The 18467-nt window shown below is 72.1% G+C and carries 13 protein-coding genes; 11 read left to right on the top strand and 2 right to left on the bottom strand.

The genetic code is table 11. The features are described 5' to 3' along the window. Positions 1-14: 14 nt before the first annotated feature. The 5 genes from mreC (at position 15) to ACZ6KF_RS02330 (ending at position 7232) form a co-directional block, all read left to right on the top strand. Entirely contained in the window at positions 15-986 is a 972-nt protein-coding gene (gene mreC, locus ACZ6KF_RS02350) for a rod shape-determining protein MreC (protein WP_356631645.1), read from the top strand. A gap of 13 nt (positions 987-999) precedes the next feature. Beyond that, positions 1000-1677 carry a rod shape-determining protein MreD gene (gene mreD / locus ACZ6KF_RS02345; RefSeq protein WP_356631647.1) on the top strand — a complete coding sequence of 226 codons (678 nt, stop codon included), beginning with the start codon at positions 1000-1002 and terminating at the stop codon, positions 1675-1677. Positions 1678-1751: 74 nt separating this feature from the next. Further along, the gene (gene mrdA, locus ACZ6KF_RS02340; protein WP_469236892.1) at positions 1752-3995 is read left to right on the top strand and encodes a penicillin-binding protein 2; all 2244 of its coding nucleotides are present in this window, start codon (positions 1752-1754) and stop codon (positions 3993-3995) included. Next, positions 3992-5191, top strand: coding sequence for a rod shape-determining protein RodA (gene rodA / locus ACZ6KF_RS02335; protein WP_469158523.1), 1200 nt, complete (start codon positions 3992-3994; stop codon positions 5189-5191). The genes mrdA and rodA overlap by 4 nt, the downstream gene beginning before the upstream one ends. A 109-nt stretch (positions 5192-5300) precedes the next feature. Further along, the gene (locus ACZ6KF_RS02330) at positions 5301-7232 is read left to right on the top strand and encodes a TIGR03960 family B12-binding radical SAM protein (RefSeq protein ID WP_469174581.1); all 1932 of its coding nucleotides are present in this window, start codon (positions 5301-5303) and stop codon (positions 7230-7232) included. A 105-nt stretch (positions 7233-7337) separates the two neighbouring features. On the opposite strand, the gene ACZ6KF_RS02325 is transcribed toward ACZ6KF_RS02330, so the two are convergent. Both ACZ6KF_RS02325 and ACZ6KF_RS02320 read right to left on the bottom strand, forming a co-directional pair. Further along, positions 7338-8048 (bottom strand): cation efflux transmembrane domain-containing protein, encoded by a 711-nt coding sequence (locus tag ACZ6KF_RS02325; RefSeq protein ID WP_469236889.1) that lies wholly within the window; start codon positions 8046-8048, stop codon positions 7338-7340. Beyond that, a complete protein-coding gene (locus ACZ6KF_RS02320) occupies positions 8048-8383 on the bottom strand; it encodes an ArsR/SmtB family transcription factor (protein WP_356637511.1) in 336 nt (111 codons plus the stop codon). Before ACZ6KF_RS02320 ends, ACZ6KF_RS02325 begins: the two co-directional genes overlap by 1 nt. A gap of 195 nt (positions 8384-8578) precedes the next feature. Between ACZ6KF_RS02320 and ACZ6KF_RS02315 the strand changes: the two genes are divergently transcribed. From ACZ6KF_RS02315 to ACZ6KF_RS02290, 6 genes are all read left to right on the top strand, one after another. After that, entirely contained in the window at positions 8579-9379 is an 801-nt protein-coding gene (locus ACZ6KF_RS02315; protein WP_356637509.1) for a TIGR03936 family radical SAM-associated protein, read from the top strand. A gap of 251 nt (positions 9380-9630) precedes the next feature. Then, positions 9631-13716 carry an Rne/Rng family ribonuclease gene (locus tag ACZ6KF_RS02310; protein WP_469236887.1) on the top strand — a complete coding sequence of 1362 codons (4086 nt, stop codon included), beginning with the start codon at positions 9631-9633 and terminating at the stop codon, positions 13714-13716. Positions 13717-13973: 257 nt separating this feature from the next. Further along, a complete protein-coding gene (rplU, locus tag ACZ6KF_RS02305; RefSeq protein WP_004931419.1) occupies positions 13974-14294 on the top strand; it encodes a 50S ribosomal protein L21 in 321 nt (106 codons plus the stop codon). A 14-nt stretch (positions 14295-14308) separates the two neighbouring features. Then, entirely contained in the window at positions 14309-14563 is a 255-nt protein-coding gene (rpmA, locus tag ACZ6KF_RS02300; protein ID WP_189937709.1) for a 50S ribosomal protein L27, read from the top strand. 107 nt (positions 14564-14670) lie between these two features. Beyond that, a complete protein-coding gene (gene obgE / locus ACZ6KF_RS02295; protein ID WP_356627760.1) occupies positions 14671-16107 on the top strand; it encodes a GTPase ObgE in 1437 nt (478 codons plus the stop codon). 711 nt (positions 16108-16818) lie between these two features. After that, positions 16819-18315, top strand: a complete 1497-nt coding sequence (locus tag ACZ6KF_RS02290) for a bifunctional cytidylyltransferase/SDR family oxidoreductase (protein ID WP_356627759.1) — start codon at positions 16819-16821, stop codon at positions 18313-18315. Positions 18316-18467 lie beyond the last annotated feature (152 nt).

Below are 18467 nucleotides of genomic sequence, written 5' to 3'. Positions count from 1 at the left end.
CACGGCCGCCGCACGTGAGGGACACACGAGAGAGCCGGCTGCTTCTGGTGCTGCTGGTCGCCATCGCGTTCGCGCTGATCACGGTGGACATCCGGGGCGGGGAGGACTCACCGGTCGACGGCGCCCGCCGGGCCGCGGCCACCGTCTTCGGCCCGATCGAGAACGGCGTGGCCTCCGCGGTCGACCCGGTCGGCAACGCCGTCGCCGCCATCCGCGACTCGGGTGAACGCCACGACCGGCTCGCCGAACTCGAACGGCAGAACGCGGCCCTGAAGGCGAAGCTCGGCAGCGACGACCGCAACCGCAGCCGGCTCGCCCAGCTCGACCGGATGCTCAAGACCGCGGGAGCCGGCCAGTACGGCATCAAGGGCGCCCAGGTCATCGCCATAGGAGCCGCGCAGGGCTTCTCCTGGACGATCACCATCGACATCGGCGCCAACGACGGCGTCGAGCGGGACATGACCGTCCTCAACGGCGACGGACTCGTCGGCCGCGTCACCACCGTCGGCCCGAACACCGCCACCGTGCTGCTCGCCACCGACCCGGACTTCACCGTCGGCACCCGGATGGAGGGCAGCGACGAACTCGGCTTCGCCTCCGGCCAGGGCGACCGCCCGCTGCGCGTCGAACTCCTCAACGGCAAGGCCCGCATCAAGAAGGGCGACCGCCTGGTCACCTTCGGCTCGCAGGCCGACAAGCCCTTCGTGCCCGGCGTCCCCGTCGGCGTCGTCTCCCGCGTCGACCCCTCCGGCGGCGACCTCACCCGCACCCTCTACGTCACGCCGTACGTCGGCTTCACCAAGCTCGACATCGTCGGCGTCGTCGTCCAGGCCCCGAAGAAGGACCCGCGCGACACCGTGCTGCCCGCCAAGCCCAAGCCCACCCCGCGCCCCACCGTGACCGTGACCGTCACCCCGGGCGCCGAGCCGCCCGGCGACGGCGGGGCGCAGCCCGAACAGCGACTCCAGCAAGAGCAGAACCAGTAGGGGAGCCGTACCGATGCGCCTGAACCGGATCCTGCTCTCCTCCGCGCTGGTCGTGGTCGCCCTGGTCGTCCAGGTCAGCGTCCTGGCCCGGCTCCACCTCCCCGGCGCCGTGCCCGACCTGCTGCTGCTCACCGTGCTGGCCTTCGCCCTGGTCTACGGCCACGTCGGCGGCGCCCTCATCGGCTTCGGCGCCGGACTGCTCGCCGATCTCGCCCCGCCCGCCGACCACGCCGCCGGACGCTACGCCCTGGTGCTGTGCGTCGTCGGCTACCTCGCCGGCCTGGTCAGACCGGAGAACGGCCGGCTGAAGTCGGCGACCGGCCCGATGGCCGTGGTGGTCGCCGCCGCCGTCACCAGCACCCTGCTCTACGCGGGCGTCGGCGCTCTCGTCGGCGACACCGCGGCCCGCCATGTGGGCCTGCCCGGACTGCTGTTCACCGCCGCCTTGTACGACCTGCTCCTCGCGCCCTTCGTCGTCCCCGGCATCATGGCCCTCGCCCGGCGCGCCGAGAACGACCCGCTGGAGGCCACCTCCGCCGCCCAGGCGACCGACATCGCCTCCGGCTGGCTCTCCTCCGGCACCGGACTGCGCATCGGAGGCCAGCGCGGCGGCCTGTCCGGGCTGAAGGCGAGGGCGGCCAGGGCCCGGGTCGCACGGGCCGGCCGCATCAAGGGGGTCAAGCGGCTGTGACGGCACGGCAGCCGGCGACCGGCGCGCACGGGTTCGCCGCACACGACATCTCCACGCACTGAGAGGGGGCAGCAGTGACCAACATCCCCGAGACCGGACGGACCCCACGCGTCCAGACCCGGCTCGTCGTCATCCAGGTTCTCGTCCTCTCCCTGCTGGCCACCCTCGGCGGCCGGCTCTGGTACCTGCAGATCAGGCAGGGCTCCGAGTACGCCAAGGAGGCCTCCGGCAACCACGTCCAGCAGGTCGTGCAGCCCGCGGTGCGCGGCTCGATCCTCGACGCCCGCGGCGTGCCGCTGGCCGACAACGAGACCCGGCTCGTCGTCTCCGCCTCCCGCACCGAGCTGATGAAGATGGACGACGACGGCAAGGCCGTCCTCACCAAGCTCGCCGGCGTGCTCGGCATGGCCCCCACGGAGGTCATGGAGAAGGTCCGGCTGTGCGACGCCAAGACGCCGCAGCCCTGCTGGAACGGCTCGCCCTACCAGCCCATCCCCATCACCGACGAGGCCACCCCGCGCCAGGCCCTGCAGATCCGCGAGCGCGCCGAGGACTTCCCCGGCATCACCGCCGAACCGCAGGCCGTGCGCCGCTACCCGAGCCCCGGCGCCGCCAACACCGCCCAGGTCCTCGGCTACCTCTCCCCGGTCACCGACGAGGAGATCAAGCAGGCCCAGGACACCGAGTCCCCGTACCTGCGCTCCGACCAGGTCGGCCGCAGCGGCCTTGAACGCCAGTACGACAAGGCGCTGCGCGGCAAGGCCGGCGTCACCCGTTACGAGGTCGACAACCTCGGGCGGGTCATCGGACAGGCCGAGTCCGATCCGGCGCAGGCCGGGTCCAACCTGGTCACCAGCATCGACGCACGTGTGCAGCGGGTCGCCGAGTACGAGCTGAACGAGGCGATGAAGGACGCCCGCAAGGGCTGGGACCGCAACACCAACCAGCGCTACAAGGCCGACTCGGGCGCCGTCGTCGTGATGGAGGCGCGGACCGGCCGCGTCGTCGCCATGGCGTCCAACCCGACGTACGACCCCAACGCCTGGGTCGGCGGCATCTCCGCCAAGGACTACCGGCGGCTCACCGGCAAGTCCTCCAACTACCCCCTGCTCAACCGGGCCATACAGGGTCAGGCCGCCCCCGGCTCCATCTTCAAGGTGGTCTCCACGGCCGCCGCGGTGCAGGCGGGCTACGACTTCGACGGCCGCTACGAGTGCTCCAGCTCCTACTCGGTCGGCGGGCAGGTCTTCAAGAACTTCGAGTCGCAGAACCACGGCGCCATCGACCTCGGCCGCGCCCTGGAGGTCTCCTGCGACACCGTCTACTACCGCCTCGCGCACAGCGAGTGGCAGAAGGACGGCGGCATCAACCCCAAGAAGAAGCCCAACGACTGGTTCTACAAGGCCGCCCACCAGTTCGGCCTCGGCAAGGAGACCGGCATCGACCTGCCCAACGAGGTCGCCGGCCGCGTGCCCGACCGCGAGTGGAAGCAGTCGTACTGGCAGGCCAACAAGGACGCCTGGTGCAAGACCGGCAAGAAGGACGGCGACTACGTCGAGAAGATCGCCTACGAGAACTGCCTCGAAGGCAACAAGATGCGCGCCGGTGACGAGATCAACTACTCCATCGGCCAGGGCGACACCCTCGTGACGCCGATCCAGATGGCCACCATCTACGCGGCCATCTCCAACGGCGGCACCCTCTACAACCCCACCGTCGGCAAGGCCGTCATCAGCGCCGACGGCAAGCGGGTCGAGGAGATCGAGCCCGAGGCCCACGGCAGGCTCCCGGTCAACAAGCGGACCCTCGCCCAGATGGACGACGCCCTCGAAGGCGTCGCCACCCGCGGCACCGCCGCCTGGCGCTTCGGCGGCTGGCCGCAGGACGAGATCCCCATGCACGCCAAGACCGGCACCGCCGAGGTCTACGGCAAGCAGACCACGTCCTGGTTCGCCACCTACACCGACGACTACGCCGTCGTCATGACCATCTCCCAGGGCGGCACCGGCTCCGGCGCCTCCGGCCCCGCCGTCCGCAACATCTACGACGCCCTCTACGGCGTCTCCGACGACGGCACCATCAACGAGAAGAACGCCCTGCTGCCCACCCCGCAGAAGAACCTCCCCAAGGTCCACGCCGACGGCTCCATCAGTGCGCCCAAGATCTCCAAGGACCCCGCGAAGGAACAGCGGGCCGGCCAGCAGCCGCCCGAGGGCGCCGTCGAACAGGCCCAGGCGCCGGCGACGGTGCGCACGCCCAGCCCCGAGAACCGCGACACGCGCAGGCGCCGCAGGGGAAGCCGGAGGACGCTCACATGACCGGCGCGAACACCTTCCAGGTCTCCGGATACGGACCCGAGCGCTCCGGCTGGACGCGGCTGCTCGCCCGCGACTCGCCCGCCCGCCGGCTGGACTGGCCGATACTGCTCGCGGCGCTGGCCCTGTCCCTGATCGGTTCCGTCCTGGTCTACTCCGCCACCCGCAACCGCACCGACATCAACCAGGGCGACCCCTACTACTTCCTGGTCCGGCACCTGCTCAACACCGGCATCGGGTTCGCCCTGATGATCGGCACCGTCTGGTTCGGCCACCGGATGCTGCGCACGGCCGTGCCGCTGCTCTACGGCGCCTCGGTCTTCCTGGTGCTGCTCGTGCTCACCCCGCTCGGCAGCACCGTCAACGGCGCCCACTCCTGGATCGTCATCGGCGGCGGCTTCTCGCTTCAGCCGTCGGAGTTCGTGAAGGTCACCATCATCCTCGGCATGGCCATGCTGCTGGCCGCGCGGGTGGACGCGGGCGACCGCCAGCACCCCGACCACCGCACCGTGCTCCAGGCCCTCGGCCTGGCCACCGTGCCGATGCTGATCGTGATGCTGATGCCCGACCTCGGGTCGGTCATGGTGATGGTCGTCATCGTCCTCGGCGTGCTGCTCGCCTCCGGCGCCTCCAACCGCTGGGTCTTCGGCCTGATCGGCGCCGGCGCCCTCGGCGCGATCGCCGTGTGGCAGCTGCACATCCTGGACGACTACCAGATCAACCGGTTCGCCGCGTTCGCCAACCCCGAACTCGACCCGGCCGGCGTCGGCTACAACACCAACCAGGCCCGCATCGCCATCGGCTCCGGCGGGCTCACCGGCTCCGGCCTCTTCCAGGGCTCCCAGACCACCGGCCAGTTCGTCCCCGAGCAGCAGACCGACTTCGTCTTCACCGTCGCCGGCGAGGAACTCGGCTTCGTCGGCGGCGGGCTGATCATCCTGCTGCTCGGCGTGGTGCTGTGGCGGGCCTGCCGGATCGCTCTGGAGACGACCGAGCTGTACGGCACGATCGTCGCGGCCGGCATCGTCGCCTGGTTCGCCTTCCAGTCGTTCGAGAACATCGGCATGACCCTCGGCATCATGCCGGTCACCGGCCTGCCGCTGCCCTTCGTGTCGTACGGCGGATCGTCGATGTTCTCGGTGTGGGTGGCGGTCGGGCTGCTCCAGTCGATCCGGATGCAGCGGCCCCTGTCCGCGTGACGGGGGCCGCCGGGGGCGCGGGGCACGCGGCGGTCCGAGCGTGCCGCCGGGCGGGTTAGGCTTGATGGTCACCCCAGTCACCCCAGCCAGCTCACGAAGGTACCCCGCGATGTCTGTCGAGTCGGTCTTCCCGCAGCTCGAAGCCTTGCTCCCGCACGTGCAGAAGCCGATCCAGTACGTCGGAGGCGAGCTCAACTCCACGGTCAAGCCGTGGGAGTCCTGTGACGTCCGCTGGGCGCTGATGTACCCCGACGCCTACGAGGTCGGTCTGCCCAACCAGGGCGTCATGATCCTCTACGAGGTGCTCAACGAACAGGACGGCGTCCTCGCCGAGCGCACCTACAGCGTCTGGCCGGACCTCGAACAGCTGATGCGCGACCACGGCGTCCCGCAGTTCACCGTGGACGGCCACCGCCCGGTCAAGGCGTTCGACGTCTTCGGCCTCAGCTTCTCCACCGAGCTGGGCTACACCAACATGCTCACGGCCCTGGACCTCGCGGGCATCCCGCTGGAGTCCAAGGACCGCACGATCGACGACCCGATCGTCCTCGCGGGCGGCCACGCCGCCTTCAACCCCGAGCCGATCGCCGACTTCATCGACGCCGCGGTCATCGGCGACGGCGAGCAGGCCGTCCTCGACATGACCCGCATCATCCGCGAGTGGAAGGCCGAGGGCCGCCCCGGCGGACGCGAGGAGGTCCTGCTCCGGCTCGCGAAGACGGGCGGGGTCTACATCCCCGGCTTCTACGACGTCGAGTACCTGCCCGACGGCCGCATCGCCCGCGTGGTGCCCAACCGCTCCGGCGTGCCGTGGCGCGTGTCCAAGCACACCGTCATGGACCTGGACGAGTGGCCGTACCCCAAGCAGCCGCTGGTCCCGCTCGCCGAGACCGTCCACGAGCGCATGTCGGTGGAGATCTTCCGCGGCTGCACGCGCGGCTGCCGCTTCTGCCAGGCCGGCATGATCACCCGCCCGGTGCGCGAGCGGTCCATCACCGGCATCGGCGAGATGGTCGAGAAGGGCCTGAAGGCGACCGGCTTCGAGGAGGTCGGCCTGCTCTCGCTGTCCTCCGCCGACCACAGCGAGATCGGCGACATCGCCAAGGGCCTCGCCGACCGGTACGAGGACGACAAGATCGGCCTGTCCCTGCCGTCGACCCGCGTGGACGCCTTCAACGTCGACCTCGCCAACGAGCTGACCCGCAACGGCCGCCGCTCCGGCCTCACCTTCGCGCCCGAGGGCGGCTCCGAGCGGATGCGGAAGGTCATCAACAAGATGGTCTCCGAGGAGGACCTGATCCGCACGGTCGCCACCGCGTACGGCAACGGCTGGCGGCAGGTGAAGCTGTACTTCATGTGCGGCCTGCCCACCGAGACCGACGAGGACGTCCTGCAGATCGCCGACATGGCGACCCGCGTCATCCAGAAGGGCCGCGAGGTCTCCGGCTCCAACGACATCCGCTGCACCGTCTCCATCGGCGGCTTCGTGCCCAAGCCGCACACGCCCTTCCAGTGGGCGCCGCAGCTGTCCGCCGAGGAGACCGACGCGCGCCTGGAGAAGCTCCGCGACAAGATCCGCGGCGACAAGAAGTACGGCCGCTCCATCGGCTTCCGGTACCACGACGGCAAGCCCGGCATCGTCGAGGGCCTCCTGTCCCGCGGCGACCGCCGCATCGGCGCGGTCATCCGGGCCGTCTACGAGGACGGCGGCCGCTTCGACGGCTGGCGCGAGCACTTCTCCTACGACCGCTGGATGAACTGCGCGGCCAAGGCGCTGGCCCCGTACGGCGTCGACGTCGACTGGTACACCACCCGCGAGCGCGGCTACGAGGAGGTCCTGCCCTGGGACCACCTCGACTCCGGCCTCGACAAGGACTGGCTGTGGGAGGACTGGCAGGACGCCCTCGACGAGACGGAGGTCGAGGACTGCCGCTGGACGCCGTGCTTCGACTGCGGCGTGTGCCCCGCGATGGACACCCACATCCAGGTCGGCCCGACGGGCAAGAAGCTGCTGCCGCTGACGGTCAAGAACTCCGCGTGAGCCGAGGGGTGTGAGCGAGGAGAGGCGCCGGACGGGAGGCCGTCCGGCGCCTCTCCCTTTCGCCGTCGCCCTCTTGCCCGGCGACGGCGTCGTGCCGGCGGGCGGTCAGGCGCAGCAGGCGCAGCCCGGACGGCAGCCGCAGGCGTCGTCCACCGCCCGCACCGGCATCGCGGAGGGGGCGCAGCATCCCTTGCCCTGCCAGGCGTCGCGCCCTTCCTTGACCGCGATGGCGGCGATGACCAGGGCGGCGATCGGGTCGGCCCAGGCCCAGCCGAGGGTGGCGTTGAGCACCAGGCCGACGAGCAGCACCGCCGACAGGTACGTGCACAGCAGGGTCTGACGCGAGTCCGCGACGGCGGAGGCGGAGCCGAGTTCCCGTCCCGCACGGCGCTGGGCGGCGGACAGGAACGGCATGACGGCGACGGAGAGCGCGGCCAGCACGATGCCGGGGACCGAACGCTCGGCCTCGCCGGCGCCGGTGAGCGCTCGGGCGGCGTCGACGGTCACGTAGGCGGCCAGCACGAAGAACGAGACGGCGATGATCCGCAGCGTGGTCCGCTCGCGTGCCTCGCGTAAGGCGTGGTCGGCGGCGGAGAACTGCCAGGCGACGGCGGCGGCCGAGGAGACCTCGACGACGGAGTCCAGGCCGAAGCCGATCAGGGCGGTGGAGGAGGCGATGGTGCCGGCCGTGATGGCGACGACCGCCTCGACGACGTTGTAGGCGATGGTGGCCGCGACGAGCAGCCGTATGCGCCGGGTGAGCGCGTCGCGGCGGGCCGGGGACGGCCCGAGGGACATGGATGTCCCGGCGGTCATCAGCAGCAGCCCTTCGTGTCGGCGTCTTGGCAGGTGCGGTCGGTCTCGACGGCCACCACGGCGGCGCGCAGGTCGTCGAGCGCGTGGCCGAGCCGCTCGTCGGCGAGTTCGTAGCGGGTGCGGCGGCCGTCGGGCACGGTGACGACCAGGCCGCAGTCCCGCAGGCACGCCAGGTGGTTCGACAGCCGGGTACGGGACACGCCGAGGGTCTCGGCGAGATCGGCCGGGTAGGCGGGGGCCGCGCGCAGGGCGAGCAGGATGCGGCAGCGGATCGGGTCGGCGAGCGCGCGGCCGAACCGGGCCAGCACGTCGATGTCGGAGGCAACAGTCAGCACGGCGTGATAGTACAGGGAATCCTGAATTCAGAGAATGCTGGATCGTTTTCCGGTCCTCTCCGACGTCACCGGTGGGAAGGCGCGGGAACCGAAGCCCGGCGCGGCACGTACTCTTGGTAGGAGTACGACCGCACTCACGAAGGACTGACGACACTGGGCAAGCGACAGCCCGAAGGCCCGCCGCCGGCACCCGCGGTGCAGCGCGTCCGTCTGCGCTACACCAAGCGCGGCCGCCTCCGGTTCACCAGCCACCGTGACTTCCAGCGCGCCTTCGAGCGTGCGCTGCGCCGCGCCGAGGTGCCCATGGCGTACTCGGCGGGGTTCACCCCGCACCCGAAGGTGTCGTACGCCAATGCCGCACCCACCGGCACGGGCAGTGAGGCGGAGTACCTGGAGATCGCGCTCACCGAAGCGCGCGATCCCGAGAAACTGCGCGAACTCCTCGACGAGTCGCTGCCCGCCGGGCTCGACATCGTCGAGGCGGTCGAGGCCCGGACCTCCGGCCTCGCCGACCGGCTGACGGCCTCCGTCTGGGAGCTGCGGCTGACCGGCGTGGACCCGGCGGACGCCGCCCACGCGGTGGCCGCGTTCAACGCGGCCGGCGCCGTCGAGGTGCAGCGGCTGACCAAGAACGGCATGCGCACCTTCGACGCCCGCCCGGCCGTGGCGAGCCTGGAGTGCCTCGGCGGACCCGACGGATCCGCAGCGCTTGCGCAGGCTGATAGGCCGAGCGACCAGCCCTGTGCGATACTGCGGCTGGTTGTTCGGCACGTGACGCCTGCCGTACGACCCGACGACGTCCTGTCCGGTCTCCGCGCCGTGGCCGACCTGGCGCCGCCGGTCCCGGTAGCGGTGACCAGGCTGGCGCAGGGGCTGTTCGATGAAGAGACCGGCACGGTGACCGACCCGCTCGCGCCCGACCGCGAGGCAGCAGCGGCCCCAACGGCCGCCCCGGCTGCCGCCGCGAAGGCGCCGACGCCGGAAGGTTCCGCGTAGGGACGGACGTCGTAGCGCCGCCCTCGTACTCGGGAGCCACCTGGGTCGGGCAGCGCACCGACCTAAAAGACTTTCGCCAGGCCGTCCGCAAATCGAGCGGACGGAACCGGCGAGACAGGACTACAGAGAGCTCCCGAGCGGCGCCCGCGCCCCGGACGGCGGCAGTCGCGCATCGCGCGAGCCGCGGACGTCACCGGCATACCCGCCGGACCAGGTGCGGCGCCCGGGAGCCTGACGGGAGAAACGCCCGCATGCTCGAGCCGACCGAACCCACCGAAGGTTCCGAACTCAACACACCCAGCGACACCCTGCCGCCGCGTCGTCGGCGCAGGGCCGCTTCACGTCCGGCGGGCCCCCCCGCCGCCACCGGCGCGCCCGCCGAGACGGTCGCGCCCGCGGTGGCCGCGGCCGAGCCCGCGGACCTCGCCGAGGAGACCACCGGGGCAGGGGAGCCGGCCGTCGCGGAGGCGGCGCCCGCTCCCCGCGCCCGCCGCCGTGTCACGCGCCGCGTGTCCGCACCCGCCGGGACGTCCGCGCAGGCCGCCGCGGAGAGCGCCGAGACCGTGGTGCCGGCCGCCGAGGCCGCCGCCACCGCGGCGCCCGCCCCGGCCGGGGCCGAGGCTCCGACGGAGGGCGGCGACGACGCCGCCCCGGCGCGTCCGCGCCGCCGGGCCGTCCGCCGCGCGTCGGCGCCCGCCGGGGCGCCGGAGGCCGCCGAGATCGTGGCGCCCACAGAGCCGGTCCCCGCAGAGCCGGTCCCCGCAGAGCCGGCCGCCGAGACCGCCGCGGCGGCGAAGAGCGCCCCCGCGGAGGAGTCCGTCCCCGCCGAAGAGCCCGCCCCCGCCCCCGCCCCCCCGACGCGCCGCCGCGCCACCCGTCGGGCGACCGCGCCCGCCGGGACCCCGGAGGGGACGGCTGCCGAAGCCGAGGTCGAGGCCGTCGCCGAGCCGGCGCAGCCCCCCGTGGAGGCCGTCGAAGCCGTCGCGGAGCCCGCGCCCGCTCCCCGCGCCCGCCGCCGTGCCACGCGCGGGGTGACGCCCGCCGCGGAAGAGTCCGCGTCCGAGACCCGGACGTCCGAGACCCGGACGTCCGAGTCCGCCCCCGCCGCCGTGGCCGACGAGCCCGCCCCCGAGGCGGAGGGCGCCACGCGCCGCTCGCGCCGCCGGGTCGTGCGCAAGGCCGCCACCGGCTTCGCCGAGCCGAAGGCCGACGCGCGCCGGGCCGCCGCCGCGGAGGCCGAGTCGCCGCGTCGTCCGGCGCGGCCCGCGGTCGCCGTGTTCCAGCCGCCGGTGTTCACCGAGCCCCAGTTCCAGACGCCCGAGCGCGCCGCCGCCGAGGCCGCCGTGGAGGCCGCGAAGCCGGCCGAGCCCGAGGAGGCCGTGGAGGCGGAGGCGGAGGCGACGCCGGAGGTTCCGGAGTCCGCCGAGGAGCAGCCCGGGTCGCGGCGCCGCCGCCGGCGCCGGGGCGCCGCCCTCGACGAGACCGAGGCGCCCGCCGTCCGGCCCGCCCCCGTTGAGGACGAGGAGCCGGAGGAGGAGCCCGAGGAGGCCGCCGACGACTCCGCCGAGGGCGACGACGGCGAGGAGACGGGTTCGCGCCGGCGCCGCCGCCGCGGTGGCCGTCGCCGCCGCCGGGGCGAGGCCGCCGACGGCGAGCACGGCGACGAGGACGGCGAGGGCGAGGGCGACGAGGTCGCCGCCGAGCAGGCCGTCCAGGACGCCGAGGACACCGCCGAGCAGGCGGAGGAGGACGCCGAGGAGGAGCACGACGACCACGGCGCGGAGAACGGCGGTTCCAGCTCCAGCAGCCGTCGCCGCCGTCGCCGCAGGCGTCGCGCCGGTGACTCCGGCACCGACGCCGAGCCCGGCTCCGACGACCCCGAGCGCACGGTCGTCAAGGTCCGCGAGCCGCGCAAGCAGGCCGAGCGCGAGCCGTCCGACGAGGTGCAGTCCATCAAGGGCTCCACCCGTCTGGAGGCGAAGAAGCAGCGCCGCCGCGAGGGCCGCGAGCAGGGCCGCCGCAGGGTCCCGATCATCACCGAGGCGGAGTTCCTGGCCCGCCGCGAGGCCGTCGAGCGCGTGATGGTGGTCCGCCAGCACGGCGACCGTACGCAGATCGGCGTCCTGGAGGACGGCGTGCTCGTGGAGCACTACGTCAACAAGGAGCAGGCCGTCTCCTACGTCGGCAACGTCTACCTCGGCAAGGTGCAGAACGTCCTGCCGTCGATGGAGGCCGCCTTCATCGACATCGGCAAGGGCCGCAACGCCGTGCTGTACGCGGGCGAGGTCAACTTCGAGGCGCTCGGCATGGCCAACGGGCCGCGCCGCATCGAGTCCGCGCTGAAGTCCGGCCAGTCGGTCCTGGTGCAGGTGACCAAGGACCCGATCGGCCACAAGGGCGCCCGCCTCACCAGCCAGGTCTCCCTCCCCGGCCGCTACCTGGTCTACGTCCCCGAGGGGTCGATGACCGGCATCAGCCGCAAGCTGCCCGACACCGAGCGCGCCCGGCTGAAGACCATCCTCAAGAAGATCGTCCCCGAGGACGCCGGCGTCATCGTGCGCACCGCAGCCGAGGGCGCGAGCGAGGACGAGCTGCGCCGGGACGTCGAGCGGCTGCAGCAGCAGTGGGAGGACATCCAGAAGAAGGCCAAGAGCGGCAACGCGCCGACTCTGCTGTACGGCGAGCCGGACATGACCGTCCGCGTCGTGCGGGACATCTTCAACGAGGACTTCACCAAGGTCGTCGTCAGCGGCGACGAGGCGTGGCAGACGATCCACGGGTACGTCTCGAACGTCGCGCCCGACCTGGCGGAGCGGCTGTCGCGGTGGACCAGCGAGGTCGACGTCTTCGCGACCTACCGGATCGACGAGCAGCTCGCCAAGGCGCTCGACCGCAAGGTCTGGCTGCCCAGCGGCGGTTCGCTGGTGATCGACCGGACCGAGGCGATGGTCGTCATCGACGTCAACACCGGCAAGTTCACCGGCCAGGGCGGCAACCTGGAGGAGACGGTCACCAGGAACAACCTGGAGGCGGCCGAGGAGATCGTGCGCCAGCTGCGGCTGCGCGACCTCGGCGGCATCATCGTGATCGACTTCATCGACATGGTGCTGGAGTCCAACCGGGACCTGGTGCTGCGGCGCCTGCTGGAGTGCCTGGGCCGGGACCGCACCAAGCACCAGGTGGCCGAGGTGACCTCGCTGGGGCTGGTGCAGATGACCCGCAAGCGGGTCGGCCAGGGCCTGCTGGAGTCGTTCTCCGAGACCTGCGTCCACTGCAACGGCCGTGGCGTCATCGTCCACATGGAGCAGCCGTCGGCCGCGGGCAACGGCGGCAAGCGCAAGAAGCGCGGGCGCGGCGGGGCCGAGCCGGCGGAGCAGCACGAGCACGTCCACGAGACGGTGGCCGTCGAGACGGGCGCCGTGGGCCACGAGGCGGAGACCGCCGCCGAGGTCGCCGCGGAGATCGGCGAACCGGTCGCGCTGCCCTCGCCGGACTTCGCGCCCGACGAGGAGCTGTACAGCAGCGTCGCCGAGGCCGAGGCGGCGGCGACCCGGGGCCGTTCCCGGCGCCGGGCGAGCCGTCGGGCGTCCGCCCCGGCGGGCGCGCCGCGTCACGAGGCGCCGGAGCAGGCCCCGGAACAGGCGCCGACGGCGCAGGACGTGTCGGTCGAGGAGGAGGTCGCGCGCCCGGTGCTGCCGGAGCCGGCCGCCGAGGCGCACGCCGAGCCGGTCGCCGTCGAGGACCCGGTCGTCGAGGCCCCGGCCCCGGCCGAGGCCCCCGCCGAGGAGGCCGTGCCCAAGGGCCGCACCCGTCGCCGGGCCACCCGCAAGGCGACCGCGCCGGCCGGTTCGCCGCCTTCGGCGTCGCCGGACGCGGCCGTGGTGACGGTCGTGGAGCCGGCGGCCCCCGCGGCCTCGGAGCCGGAGGCCGTACCGGCCGCCGAGCCGGCTCCTGAGCCGGCCGCCGAGCCGGTGGCACAGGCCCCGGCCCGTCCGCGCCGCCGCGCGGTGCGCAAGGCGACCGCGCCGACCGCCCCGGTGGAGGCCGCCGTCGTGGTGGTCCCGTCGGCGCAGCCGGCCGAGGCCGCCGAGCCGGAGCCCGCCGCCGAGCCCGAGGCGGCCGAGGAGACGGCCCCGGCCAAGAAGACGGCCGCGCGCAAGACCGCCAAGAAGGCCACGGCGAAGAAGGCCGCGACCAAGAAGACGGCGGCGACGAAGAAGACGGCCGCGAAGAAGGCCACGGCCAAGAAGGCCACCACGAAGAAGGCGACGGCGAAGAAGACGTCGGCGGCGGAGCAGGCGACGCCGTCGGTGTCGGCCTCCACCGACGAGGACTGATCACCGCCGCTTGACGGAGCCGTGCGGCCGGTCGCAGTGACCGGCCGCACACCCGTGGGGCCCGGCCCGGTTTGACCCTCTCGGGCGCGGCCCCGTAACCTTGACCGTCGGCGTGTCCATGGATGGCGCGCCACATCCCCGTAAACCTCTTCCTCCCGGGTGCCCGTCCGTCGGGTCGGTCGGGAGAGGCCGTCCGTGTTCGTGCCCGGGCGGCTGGCCTGCGGGGGTGCCGTTCTCCGAGCGAAAGAGAGATCCGCGTGTACGCCATCGTGCGCAGCGGTGGTCGCCAGCACAAGGTTGCTGTCGGCGACATCGTTGAGGTTGACAAGATTTCCACCGCCAAGGTTGGCGACACGGTCGAGCTCTCGACCCTGCTCGTTGTCGACGGCGACGCTGTGACCAGCGACCCGTGGGTGCTGGCCGGCATCAAGGTCCAGGCCGAGGTCGTGGACCACCACAAGGGCCAGAAGATCGACATTCTGCGCTACAAGAACAAGACCGGCTACCGCCGTCGTCAGGGCCACCGCCAGCAGTACACGGCGATCAAGGTCACTGAGATCCCCGCGGCTGCGAAGTAAGGGACTGAGGAGACATGGCACACAAGAAGGGCGCATCGTCCACCCGGAACGGTCGCGACTCCAACGCCCAGCGGCTCGGCGTGAAGCGCTTCGGCGGTCAGGTCGTCAACGCGGGTGAGATCCTGGTCCGCCAGCGCGGCACCCACTTCCACCCGGGCTCGGGCGTCGGCCGCGGCGGCGACGACACGCTGTTCGCTCTGCAGGCCGGTGCGGTGGAGTTCGGCACCCACCGTGGCCGCAAGGTCGTGAACATCGTTCCGGTCGCCTGATCGGACACTTCGCGAGGCGGACCTCACTTCCCCGGGCGGGAAGCGGGTCCGCCTTTCGCGTGTTACGCAAGAGACACCTGTCGTTAAGTTCCTGGAGGCACTGAATCATGACCACCTTCGTGGACCGCGTCGAGCTGCATGTCGCCGCGGGTAACGGAGGCCACGGCTGTGCCTCCGTCCATCGTGAGAAGTTCAAGCCGCTCGGCGGCCCGGACGGCGGCAACGGCGGGCGCGGCGGGGACGTCGTCCTCACCGTCGACCAGTCCGTGACCACGCTGCTCGACTACCACCACTCCCCGCACCGCAAGGCCACCAACGGCAAGCCCGGCGAGGGCGGCAACCGCTCCGGCAAGGACGGCCAGGACCTGGTCCTGCCCGTGCCGGACGGCACCGTCGTGCTCGACAAGGCGGGCAACGTGCTCGCCGACCTGGTCGGGCACGGCACGTCGTACGTCGCCGCCCAGGGCGGCCGGGGCGGGCTCGGGAACGCCGCGCTGGCCTCCGCCCGGCGCAAGGCCCCCGGCTTCGCGCTGCTCGGCGAGCCCGGCGACCTCCAGGACATCGTGCTGGAGCTGAAGACCGTCGCGGACGTGGCGCTGGTCGGATATCCGAGCGCCGGCAAGTCGTCGCTGATCTCGGTGCTCTCCGCCGCCAAGCCGAAGATCGCCGACTACCCCTTCACGACCCTGGTCCCGAACCTGGGCGTCGTCACCGCCGGCTCCACCGTCTACACCATCGCCGACGTCCCCGGTCTCATCCCCGGCGCCAGCCAGGGCAAGGGCCTCGGCCTGGAGTTCCTGCGGCACGTCGAGCGGTGCAGTGTGCTGGTGCACGTCCTGGACACGGCCACCCTGGAGTCCGACCGCGACCCCGTCTCCGACCTCGACGTCATCGAGGCGGAGCTGCGGGAGTACGGCGGCCTGGACAACCGGCCGCGTCTGGTCGTGCTGAACAAGATCGACGTACCGGACGGCAAGGACCTCGCGGAGATGGTCCGGCCCGATCTCGAGGCGCGCGGCTACCGCGTCTTCGAGGTGTCGGCCGTCGCGCACATCGGCCTGAAGGAGCTGTCGTACGCCCTCGCCGAGCTGGTCGCGCAGGCGCGTGCGGCCAAGCCCAGGGAGGAGGCGACCCGCATCGTCATCCGGCCCAGGGCCGTGGACGACGCGGGCTTCACCGTCACCCGCGAGGAGGACGGCCTGTTCCGGGTGCGCGGCGAGAAGCCGGAGCGCTGGGTGCGGCAGACCGACTTCAACAACGACGAGGCCGTCGGCTATCTCGCCGACCGGCTCAACCGGCTCGGCGTGGAGGAGCAGCTGGTCAAGGCCGGCGCCCGGGCCGGGGACGGCGTGGCCATCGGCCCCGAGGAGAACGCCGTCGTCTTCGACTGGGAGCCGTCCCTCACCTCCGGCGCCGAGATGCTCGGCCGCCGCGGCGAGGACCACCGCTTCGAGGCGCCCCGGCCCGCGGTGCAGCGCCGTCGGGAGCGGCAGGCCGAACTGGACGAGGCACAGCGGGAGTTCGACGACTTCGAGCCGTTCTGACGGTTCGCCGGTTGCCGCCCCCGGTGCGTCGGGAGGGGATGTCGGGGCAGCCGGCGCCGGGACGGGCGAGGCGTAGGGGGCACGGCGAGGACGGTTCCTCGCCGTGCCCCCGGCTCGTGGTTCCCGGCTCGTGGTTCCCGGCACGGTGGCCGGCGGCTCGGTCGCCGGGGGCGGGCTCGGCGGCGGGTTCGGCGGCGTATTCCCCGGGCCGGCGCGCGTCCGGAGGGAGGGCGCCGGAGGGGGAACAGGTCCCTCGTCCTCGCCGAGACGGAAATGTCGCGGAAACTCGATGGGGAATTCCGTGAATTCCGCAAACGGCGTGAAGATCGCGCGGAGTCGGGCCCGGGCGACCGGCGCCGGCCCGGTGTGAGGCGTCCCTCATCGCCCCCGAAGCGGCCGCACAGGCGCGGTGCAGCGTGCCGCCCGCCGCCGCGGAAGGGCGTCGTACGGCGCTCGGACGCCGGGAAGTCGCGTACCGTTCACCAGACGTCCTCCAAGGAGCTTGCGAGAGTCCTCGGGCACCGCCGCCCGAAGCGGTCGCGGCGGCACACGGCCGCGGCGGCGTACATCGGTGGCGGCAATGGCCCACCGCATCCGCAAGGTGAATGGCAGGTTGCGCGCACATATGCGTCAGCCGTCGCTCACCTTGCATTGCGGTAACCAAAAGTGGGACCATTTGCAAGTTCCCAGTCGCTCCAAGGTAGGTCACCTGTGTCCCAGCACATAGCCAAGCCCCGTACCACCGCAGTGATCCTGGCCGGGGGTACCGGTCAGCGGGTGGGTCTGTCGATCCCCAAGCAGCTGCTGAAGATCGCCGGCAAGGCAGTCATCGAGCACACCCTGACCACCTTCGAGAAGGCCGACTCGATCGACGAGGTCATGGTGCTGATGGCCCCCGGCTATGTGCCCGACGTCGAGAAGATCGTCGCCAAGGCCGGGTTCCGGAAGGTCACCCGGATCATCGAGGGCGGCGCCACCCGGAACGAGACGACCGAACGCGCCATCTCCGCCCTCGGCGAGGGCCTGGCGGAGGGCGAGGACCTCAACGTCCTGTTCCACGACGCCGTACGGCCTTTGCTCTCGCAGCGGGTCATCGACGACTGCGTAGCCGCGCTCGACCGCTACCAGGCCGTGGACGTGGCCATCCCGTCCGCGGACACCATCATCGTCACGCGCACGCACGGCGAGGACGGCGAGTTCATCACCGAGATCCCGGACCGCTCCCGGCTGCGCCGCGGCCAGACCCCGCAGGCGTTCAAGCTGTCCACGATCCGGCGCGCCTACGAGGTCGCCGCGGGCGACCCCAACTTCCAGGCCACCGACGACTGCTCCGTCGTGCTCAGGTACCTGCCCGACGTGCCGATCCACGTCGTCGCGGGCGACGAGTACAACATGAAGGTCACCCAGCCCGTCGACGTCTTCATCGCCGACAAGCTGTTCCAGCTCGCCTCCACGGCCGCGCCCGAGCAGAACGGCGAGGAGGCCTACCGCGAGCTGCTGACCGGCAGGACCGTCGTCGTCTTCGGCGGCTCCTACGGCATCGGCAAGGACATCTGCGACCTCGCCGCCTCCTACGGCGCCAAGGTCTACGCCCTCGGCCGCTCCACCACCGGCACCCACGTGGAGAACCCGGAGGAGGTCGACGACGCGCTGTCCAAGGCGTACGCCGAGACCGGCCGCATCGACTACGTCGTCAACACCGCCGGCGTGCTGCGCATCGGCAAGCTCGCCGAGACCGACAACGCCACCATCGAGGAGGCGCTGAAGGTCAACTACCTGGCGCCGGTGCAGATCGCGCGCTCCTCGTACAAGTACCTCGCCGAGACCAAGGGCCAGCTGCTGCTCTACACCTCCAGCAGCTACACCCGCGGCCGCGCCGAGTACAGCCTGTACTCCTCCACCAAGGCCGCCATGGTCAACCTCACCCAGGCGCTGTCCGACGAGTGGGCGGGCGACGGCATCCGCGTCAACTGCATCAACCCCGAGCGCACCGCGACGCCCATGCGCACCAAGGCATTCGGCCAGGAGCCGGCGGGCTCGCTGCTGTCCTCCGAGGCCGTCGCGCGCACCTCGCTCGACGTGCTGCTGTCCGAGCTGACCGGCCATGTCATCGACGTGCGCCAGCAGGACCCGACCGCCTCCGCGGGCCGCGCCTCCGGGTTCGACCAGGCGCTGGCCGGCGTGCTGGACCGCCAGGACGGCGTGTAATAATCGACGTCAAATAGTTTTCGGTAATTCAGGCCTCTGTGTATGCCCGTTCACGGTGCGTTCACAGGGGCCTGAATCCGTCCAGAACAAAACCGGCACTCTCTCCCAGAGCAGGTTTCTTCCGTGATTTCCACCGCTATACGCGTCGCCCG

It is taken from the genome of Streptomyces sp. NPDC046379, from assembly GCF_055587785.1.
Note: the sequence above shows the minus strand (reverse complement) of the source record. Positions and strands in the feature narration are given on the sequence as shown.